This is a genomic window from Cryobacterium psychrotolerans, assembly GCF_900101115.1.
Lineage (GTDB): Bacteria > Actinomycetota > Actinomycetes > Actinomycetales > Microbacteriaceae > Cryobacterium > Cryobacterium psychrotolerans.
Genome location: NZ_FNFU01000035.1, coordinates 1 through 8,142, shown reverse-complemented (window position 1 = coordinate 8,142; position 8,142 = coordinate 1). Strand labels below are relative to the sequence as shown.

Here is an 8,142-nt window from a genome sequence, read left to right as displayed (position 1 = left end):
AACCCGCCCGTAAGTTTGCTGCCCGAATAGATTTCAGTGCCCATTGACCCGTCGGAGGAGACCAGCACGGGGTCGACTTTCTCCTCGATCCCGCCGCCGAATACGTAGACGCCGGCAGCCCTCGCCTCCTCGATCACAGCGTGGGATTCAGCGACGACGATCGGGAACTCTTCCTCGGTGAGGACCATAGCTTCGCTCGGGAAGGAGATGAGGTATTTGGTCATGTCTCGATGGTGCCCCTGGACGGACCGGACAGCAACGATTAGGACCCAGCGCGGCTTCAGGTATTCGTCCCGTTCGACGTCCGGCTTGCGGGCGATTACCTGGTTTCCGCGTTCGCGTTAGTGGAGACCGCTTCGCTCGATAATCAGGTGCTGAACTTCCTTGAAGACGCGTTCGGTATCGGATTTACTGGTTGGCACACGTACGGGAGGCAATTACAGATGACGAGCTCGAGCGCTGCGGCTGAATCACAGATTGGGTCCCGGAACATGAACATGCTGAAGGGCGAGGAGATCGCCGAGGCCAAGCTGACCGACTGGCGCAAGTTGGCCCAGGGACTGCATGCCCGCTACTTGGTCGACGACTTCGGCACCGGCGCACGGTTCGTTTCCGCGGTAGGCGAGGCGGGCGATGCGCTCGGACACCACCCGAGCGTGTCGATCGGCAATGGGTACGTGGACCTCAAGCTGGTCAGCGCCGACGCCATCTACCGCGACGACGAGGGCACCGAACACGTCGTCGAATGGGTAACCCAGCAGGACGTCGACCTTGCGCGACGGATCACCGAGATCGCCGCCGACCACAAGGTCGACGCCGACCCGGCCTCGGTCAGCGTCCTCGAGCTCGGCCTCGACACGGGGCACTCCGCGACCATCGCCCCGGTGTGGGCCGCCTTGCTGACCGGCAACGCCGAGGCCCAGGGCCACGGGTCGCCCAGCGACGAGATCCGGGACGGCACGGGGCGCATACCGAACCTGTGGTTCGGGGACACCGACGAACACGAGACCCCGAGCCAGCGGTTCCACGTCGAGGTCTATGTGGCGCCCGAAGTGGCCGAGCAACGAATCGCCGCTGCAGTCGCCGCGGGTGGGACCGTCGTTGATGACAGCGGCGCGCCGTCGCTCACCGTGATCGCCGACCAGGACGGCAACACGGGAGTCCTATGCGTCGCCGAGTCCCCTGCAACGAAGCCTGCTTCCTGACCTTCCTGACCTTCTTGAACTCGTTCCCGAGACAACCCCGGAGGTAGGCGTGACGACTCCGCACGTGATCAAACCGCTCACTCCCGAGACCTTCCCGGCGTGGCTGGCGCTCGCGCAGAAGCACAACGGGGTCTGGGGCGGGTGCTACTGCTCGTATTTCCACGAAGACACGGAGCACACCGTCAAGAGCGAGTACGACGGGCCGACGTTCAAGCAGAGACTCGTGGCGGAGGGCGTCGCACACGCCGCGCTCGTCTTCGACGGCGACGACGCGATCGGGTGGTGCGAGTACGGCAGCCCGGTCGAACTGCCGCGCATCTACCACCGCAAGGAGTACGACGCGGGCGAGACCAAGCCGGCACCGTGGCGCATCACATGCTTCTTCGTCGACCGAGACCACCGACGTTCGGGAGTGGCACGGGAGGCGCTGGATGGCGCGCTCGAGCTGATCGCGCGGGACGGCGGGGGCGAGGTGGTCTCGTTCCCCAACGAACTCCCGCCAGGCAAGAGGACGTCGTCCTCGTTCCTCCACAACGGCACGAGGGCCATGTTCGAGAAGGCGGGATTCACGTTCGAGCGTCACATCGGCAAGAGCAAGACCGTGATGCGCAAGACGGTCCCGCCGGCCCGCGGCTGACGCCGGGTTCGCGCGGGCCGCCCGGCGGCGTCAGGTCCGCCTCGCGGCGCCTTCGGTCGCCCGCCTTGGGATCCCGCAACATCGATACTCAGAGAGTTCGAAGACAGCGTCGATTCCGGGACTCTTCTGAACGAACTCGAGAACCTTCCCCGACAACTCGACCAATCCCACCGGGGCTGCCCGGCCCGTTGAGGGTTCCCACGTGAGACCCGAGCGGCACTCCCGAGACCGGATGGCCTGGCGGCTGAATCTGTGTCCGTGAGGGTCCGGCTGAGGGGCACTAGTGGCCGCAACCGGAGCTGCTGTATGGGCTCAATATCGGCATGTTGGAAGCACGGCGATCACGACACCACCACCTGCCAGTTCTGTGCTAAGGCCAAACGCGCGGGCCCATATCGATTTCCGTGCCCGGTCCGGACAGGACGTCGGAAGCGACAAGCGCGTCACGCGCGCTGAACTCTCTGCCGCCGGACTGCATGTAGCTGCCGGAAGAGGGCTCCCCAAAGCACAATGGCGAGGAGCCCGATCGGCGCCATGATCCACCATCCGGCGGGGTCGTCCTGGAAGTAGGAAACAACCGGGGTGACGAGGATGGGCAGGGTCGTCAGGCCAAGAAACGCGAGGGATCCGATAGCCGTTGCATGCCCGAGCTGGTGATTGCGGATGAGGAGTGCTCCGGATGTGAATACGGCGGGGAGGAAGAACGCGAGGTCCAGCACGTGGACCGGGTTAGTGGGGACGTTCCATTGCGCAGCGCTCGTGGACGGGGCGCCCGCCCGGAGATTGGGAATGATCTCACTTGACCAGAGAAGAGCGAACAGGGAGCTTGTCCCCATGAGAACCCACCCGGTCAGCCGGGTCGCCGATCTGCCAGCAGATGCCGCCACGGGCAGGACGGTAGCGATGCTGCCAATCAAAGAGAAGATCGAAAGTCCTAGGACCGTTACCCACACAAGGAAAAGCGCACCGAACTGGATCGAGAATGTGTAAATTGCGTAGTTGTACACGGTGAAACTCAGGAACCCGATCAACATCAACCAGGATTTAAGGGAACCCCGGCGGGCGAGCACCGCGAGGACAACGAGGAGAGGGGCGACCAACAGGCCGTTCACCAGATCCTGAGCGATCGCGGCATTGAACAGGAGTTCCGTCTCGCGACCGTAGGCCGCCATCGGGTTGACCAATCCCACGATGCTTCCCACCAGAGCCAGCACGGCGGCCGCAACGGTGAGCCACATCCAGACCGGACGTAATCTACTCGAGGACCCTGCGGCGGATCCCCGTTGTTCGGTCACGAGTTGAGTCCGAGGGTTGCGATTACCTCATCCGCCCAAGCTCTCGCGCGTTCAAGCTCACCATCGAGAAGGGGGCCTTCATACCCATGGACGCGGAAGGTTTCCTGCTTCACGGACGTTTCGAACCCCAGCGAACGCAGTTCGTGTTTCGCCGATTTAGCCGCGGAGCCCGGCAAGCGCGGCTTGTCAACGCGTGTGTCGAATGCGATGGCGGGGATTGCTGTGACGGGTCTGTCGAGCTCGTTCAGCCACTCCCGAATGCCTCTGGCCGGTTCGTGCGGGGCGGAGTGGGACTTGACGGCCTCGGCTCGCGTCGTGGCCCGTGTCATAGAGAAAGCGTGCGTAGGGCCGCCGACTACGACGAGATCGTAGCCGTCGACCTTGACGGGCGCGGCATCCGAGTTCAGTACGTCGACCGTGGCAATGCCAGCCAATCCGGCAGCGACGGCGCGCGCAACCTTCTCGGTATTGCCCCACAGGGACTCATATACCACCAGTGCACGCATCGTTGCTCCTTCAGATGAATGACCCGCAAAGTGAGTCAGGCACAGACTATGCCCGTATGGAACAACGGAACTTAGTACCGTGCTAAAGACGGAAGGGGAAGGAAAGCTCCCGTTAGAGGTTCCTGGGTAAGACCCCCACCGCTCTGCGGCGGCTCGAAGGTCTGGCGGGGATTCCGCGCCCGCCAAGGTCCCCCTACGGTCGAGCGGTGCTCGGTGGTACCTCTACCCATGCTGGTTCGTTTGTGGGGTGCTGGATGGAGCACGGGGGTGGGGTGCGGTTGAGGCGTATTCGTACGGCGATGCCCGCGCAAAGGATGACGGCGATGCCGCCGATGATCGTTTGCCACGTCAGCTGTTCGCGGAGGATCACTGCGGCCCAGAGGATGCTCAGGACGGGTTGGGTGAGTTGCACCTGGCTGACTTGGGTCATGGGCCCAATTGCCAGTCCGCGGTACCAGGCGAAGAAGCCCAGGAACATGCTCACCACTCCGAGGTAGGCGAAGGCCGCCCATTGGGTCGGCGTGCCGGTCGGGGGCTGATCGAGGATGGCGATCGTGGTCAGGGTGATCATCAGGGGCGAGGCCAGTATCAGTGCCCAGGACACGGTTTGCCAGGAACCGATCTCTCTCGCGAGCAGGCCTCCTTCGGCGTATCCGATGGCGGCGGCCGCAACGGCACCAAAAAGGAGCAGGTCTGACCAACGCAATCGCACGATTCCGCCGCCTTGCACGGACGCGAAAGCCACGGCCACTAGCGCGCCGATGGCGGCCATGATCCAGAAGGGCAGCGGGGGTCGTTCTTTGCCTCGAATGACGGCCATGACGGCTGTTGCTGCTGGGAGCAGGGCGATCACGACGGCACCGTGACTGGCCGAGGCAGTGGTGAGAGCGAATGATGTCAGGAGGGGGAAACCGACGACGACGCCGCCCGCGACCACGACCAGGCGAGACCACTGGATGCCTCGCGGAAGATGCTGTCGGGTGATGGCCAAGGCGGTCGCGGCGAGCACGGCGGCGATGACGGCGCGTCCGGATCCGATGAAGAGCGGAGACATGCCCTCGACGGCGACTCGGGTGAGGGGAACCGTGAAGGAGAACGCGGCAACGCCGAGCAGTCCCCAAGCCAAGCCGGGCCGCGATGGTGATAGCGGTGCGTGCGTCTTCTTGATAGCGCTACTATGATCTGACATGGACAACGATAGCAGTTTTCGGATCGTGGCCGCTCTGCGCGCGTGGATCGCGGGCAGCGTGCCCGGCGCGCGGCTGCCAACCAGCCGCGCGCTCGTCGCGAAGTACGGGGCGAGTCCGGTGACGGTTCAGAAAGCTCTCCGCACCCTCGTGGCGCAAGGCCTGATCGAAACCAGACCTGGCGCGGGAACGTTTGTTCGCGCGGTGCGCACAGCGCGCCCGCTCGACTACAGCTGGCAGACGGCGGCGATGCGTTCTCCGCATAGCCGCCTCTCCGCGCTGAGTCCCGCACTTCGTGCAGCACCGCAGGGCGCGATCGCCCTGCACGCCGGCTACCCTGACCGGGAGCTGTTGCCGGAGCGGTTGATCCGGTCCGCGCTGGCCCGCGCGGCCCGCAGCGATGCAGCGCTGATCCGTTCATCGGTGGCGGGACTTCCTGAGTTGCAGTCCTGGTTCGCCCACGAGCTCGGCGCCGCGACACCGGTCGGCGTCACTCCACCCTTGCCCAGCGATGTCATCGTGCTCCCCGGAAGCCAGAGCGGCCTGGCCACCATATTTCGCGCCCTTGTCACCGCCGGGCGCCCGCTGCTGATGGAATCGCCCACCTACTGGGGTGCGATCCAGGCTGCAGCCCAAGCCGGCGTCGAAGTGATCCCGATCCCGTCGGGGCCCGATGGGCCCGATCCCGACGCACTCGCTCGCGCATTCCAGGAAACCGGCTCCCGCGTCTTCTACGCACAACCCACGTACGCCAACCCCACCGGCGCACAGTGGTCGGATGCCGCCACGACGCAGATCCTCGACGTTGTGCGCGCGCATGGCGCATTCCTCGTTGAGGACGACTGGGCGCATGACTTCGGCATCGACACCGATCCGCGCCCTGTCGCCGCTCGCGATGACGCCGGGCACGTCGTCTACGTGCGATCGCTCACCAAGAGCGTCTCGCCCTCCGTCCGTATCGCGGCCGTCATCGCCCGAGGGCCCGCCCGCGAACGCATCCTCGCCGACCGCGGGGCCGAATCGATGTACGTCAGCGGGGTCCTCCAAGCCGCAGCCCTCGACGTCGTCACCCAACCCGGCTGGCAGACCCACCTCCGCAACCTCCGCCCCCAGCTGCGGGCGCGGCGCGACCTCCTCCTCACGAGTCTGCGAGAACACGCACCCGACGCACACATCGCCACCGTCCCCGCCGGCGGCCTCAATCTCTGGGCCCGACTCCCCGACGCAACCAACCTCGACCGCCTGGTCGCAGACTGCGAAGCCGCCGGAGTCATGATCGCCGCAGGCACCAGCTGGTTCCCCGCCGAACCCACCGGCCCCTTCATCAGACTGAATTACTCCGGTCCCAACCCCGGCGCGTTCGCCGACGGAGCCCGCATCATCGGCCAGGCAGTGACCTCAAACCACTGACCTCGCCCAAGCCCAACGAGCATCGTTGCTCGGTCGCACCACGCGGAATGGGGCCCCGCGTGGGCATGCTGCCTTCGGCGTCCCGTGGAGGGTTCCCGGCTGGCACGTCAGCCCCTCTACGGCTCGAAGTCCTAGCGGCGGAATCTGTGCTCAGCGGAGGCCAGCTTGCGGGCGGCCCTATTTTCCGTCGCGGACACTACGTGCGAAGTTGCGGACGTGTGTTCCCAGCGCTTCGAGGCGTCGCTGTCGCGCTGCCTCCACGTCAAAGCCGATGTAGGCGACCGGGGGGAGCTTGCGCACGTTTGCAGAGCATTCGAAGCCGGCGCATACGAGAGTGCCGACCGTGTCTCCGTTGCGCCCTGCCTGGCCGGCCCGCTTGATGCTGAAGAACACCACGTCGTTCGGGAGATGCACGTCTTCGCACCACGAGCATTGGGGCCGCGTTTTTGTCTTCCCGTCGGCTTGACGAAGCAGGATCCCGACCAGGCCCTCCTCGAGTTCAACGATGACATATCCGATTCCCGGGATCTTGGGGTCCCGCCAGCCGAGGTAGTCGAGGTTGTCCCATGGCAGGTTTTCGAGGTCCCGGGGAAGGGTGAGCGCCTTTCGTTCCCTGAGTGAAGCATTGATGAATGATGACCGAATGTCTGTGGCGGTGAGCTGGAGCATGAGGTGCGGATGCCTTCTCTGTCTGTGTCGCTGATCCGTGGATTGAGAGTGGTGCGGTCCGGGGTAGGGAGCTAAACGGTGTCGTCAGGCCGGCGGCCAGTTGTTCAGGACAACATCGAGGGCGTCCAGAGCCCTGGACCACGATGCATCCGCTGCGCGTTGCGTGTTTTGAAAGCCACCGGAACATTCCAGACTTACGTATCCGTGGAACACGCTGTGCAGCAGCCGCACAGCGTCGGTCTGGTCCGGCTCCTCGAGTGCGTAGCCCCGGAGGATAGCCCTGGTCATCGACGCGTGCCTACCCGCCGCACTGGCGGCAGCCACCTCAGGGTCAAGCTCCAGCCGTGTTGCTGCATATCGCCCGGGATGTTCCTTCGAGTAAGCCCTGTAGGCGTTGGCGAAGGCGACCAGCGCATCCTTGCCTGCACGGCCAGCCAATGCGGCAGCGACTCGGTCGGCGAGTTCGGCCAATGAAAGCACGGCCACCCTCGTCCGGAGGTCCCGCACATTCTTGATGTGTGAGTAGAGGCTCGCGTCCCTGACGCCGAAGATGCGCGCAACAGCCGAGACGGTCACGCCCTCGAAACCGATCTCGTCAGCCAGGTCAGCCGCTGCGAAGGTCACGCGTTGCGTCGTCAGTCCTATTCGTGCCATTGCGGCCACCTTTCCCCATTTCCTACGATAGCAATGTATTTGCCTAATACTTCCAGGTATTTCCTTGATGTTATTGAGGAGTCATCCTTGTCGATCCCAGTCGCTCGATGCATAGCCATTGCTACCGAGATGGGCGCCAACACACACGCAATGCAAGCTCGGAGCTCGCGCGCACCCCGGCGTCACAGCCCGTAGAGGGTTCCGCTTCGGGCACTGGCATCAGAGCTCTGAGACACGGACGCACCTAGGGCGTGTCTCCTAATCGAATCGTGATTCGTTTGGGAGGGTGGAGGGATGTCTCGTACTGCTTTGCTGACCGATCACCAGTGGGCTCGGATCGAATCGTTGATGCCGAGCTCGGATGGCAGTGCGGGGCGACCGTTCCGGGATCATCGCTCGATCCTGGAGGGCATCATTTACCGGTTCCGGGCGGGAATTCCGTGGCGGGATCTGCCGGAGAATTTCGGTCCGTGGCAGACGGTCTGGAAACGGCATCGCCGGTTTAGCTGCGACGGGACCTGGGACAAGATCCACTCCCGGTTGCTGGCCGAGGCCGACGCGGTCGGGATGATCGACTGG

Annotated in this window: 9 protein-coding genes and 1 pseudogene; 4 read left to right on the top strand and 6 right to left on the bottom strand. The window is 64.5% G+C overall.

The window, feature by feature from the left end; all coding sequences use genetic code 11:
* Positions 1 to 224 (bottom strand): annotated as a pseudogene (locus BLQ39_RS15220) (transcription initiation protein); the annotation flags it as partial.
* 267 nt (positions 225 to 491) lie between these two features.
* On the opposite strand from BLQ39_RS15220, the gene BLQ39_RS15215 reads away from it, so the two are divergent.
* Positions 492 to 1,205, top strand: a complete 714-nt coding sequence (locus tag BLQ39_RS15215) for a 4a-hydroxytetrahydrobiopterin dehydratase (RefSeq protein WP_092325315.1) — start codon at positions 492 to 494, stop codon at positions 1,203 to 1,205.
* A 49-nt stretch (positions 1,206 to 1,254) separates the two neighbouring features.
* Complete coding sequence (locus BLQ39_RS15210; protein ID WP_092325313.1) at positions 1,255 to 1,842, top strand: GNAT family N-acetyltransferase; 588 nt, start codon at positions 1,255 to 1,257, stop codon at positions 1,840 to 1,842.
* Between the two features lie 443 nt (positions 1,843 to 2,285).
* Here BLQ39_RS15210 and BLQ39_RS15205 read toward each other — a convergent pair whose 3' ends face one another.
* From BLQ39_RS15205 to BLQ39_RS15195, 3 genes are all read right to left on the bottom strand, one after another.
* Complete coding sequence (locus tag BLQ39_RS15205; protein ID WP_092325311.1) at positions 2,286 to 3,080, bottom strand: hypothetical protein; 795 nt, start codon at positions 3,078 to 3,080, stop codon at positions 2,286 to 2,288.
* Positions 3,081 to 3,133: 53 nt separating this feature from the next.
* On the bottom strand, positions 3,134 to 3,643 hold the full coding sequence (locus BLQ39_RS15200) for a flavodoxin family protein (RefSeq protein ID WP_092325309.1): 510 nt from the start codon (positions 3,641 to 3,643) through the stop codon (positions 3,134 to 3,136).
* Positions 3,644 to 3,836: 193 nt separating this feature from the next.
* The gene (locus tag BLQ39_RS15195) at positions 3,837 to 4,832 is read right to left on the bottom strand and encodes a DMT family transporter (RefSeq protein ID WP_092325307.1); all 996 of its coding nucleotides are present in this window, start codon (positions 4,830 to 4,832) and stop codon (positions 3,837 to 3,839) included.
* Between BLQ39_RS15195 and BLQ39_RS15190 the strand changes: the two genes are divergently transcribed.
* The gene (locus tag BLQ39_RS15190; protein ID WP_092325305.1) at positions 4,831 to 6,240 is read left to right on the top strand and encodes an aminotransferase-like domain-containing protein; all 1,410 of its coding nucleotides are present in this window, start codon (positions 4,831 to 4,833) and stop codon (positions 6,238 to 6,240) included. The two genes, BLQ39_RS15195 and BLQ39_RS15190, sit on opposite strands and share 2 nt — an antisense overlap.
* Before the next feature lie 177 nt (positions 6,241 to 6,417).
* On the opposite strand, the gene BLQ39_RS15185 is transcribed toward BLQ39_RS15190, so the two are convergent.
* Both BLQ39_RS15185 and BLQ39_RS15180 read right to left on the bottom strand, forming a co-directional pair.
* Entirely contained in the window at positions 6,418 to 6,909 is a 492-nt protein-coding gene (locus tag BLQ39_RS15185; protein WP_092325303.1) for an FBP domain-containing protein, read from the bottom strand.
* An 84-nt stretch (positions 6,910 to 6,993) separates the two neighbouring features.
* The gene (locus BLQ39_RS15180) at positions 6,994 to 7,563 is read right to left on the bottom strand and encodes a TetR/AcrR family transcriptional regulator (protein WP_092325301.1); all 570 of its coding nucleotides are present in this window, start codon (positions 7,561 to 7,563) and stop codon (positions 6,994 to 6,996) included.
* A 294-nt stretch (positions 7,564 to 7,857) separates the two neighbouring features.
* Here BLQ39_RS15180 and BLQ39_RS15175 point away from each other — a divergent pair.
* On the top strand, positions 7,858 to 8,142 hold a 285-nt coding region (locus BLQ39_RS15175), incomplete at its 3' end, for a transposase (protein ID WP_143006495.1).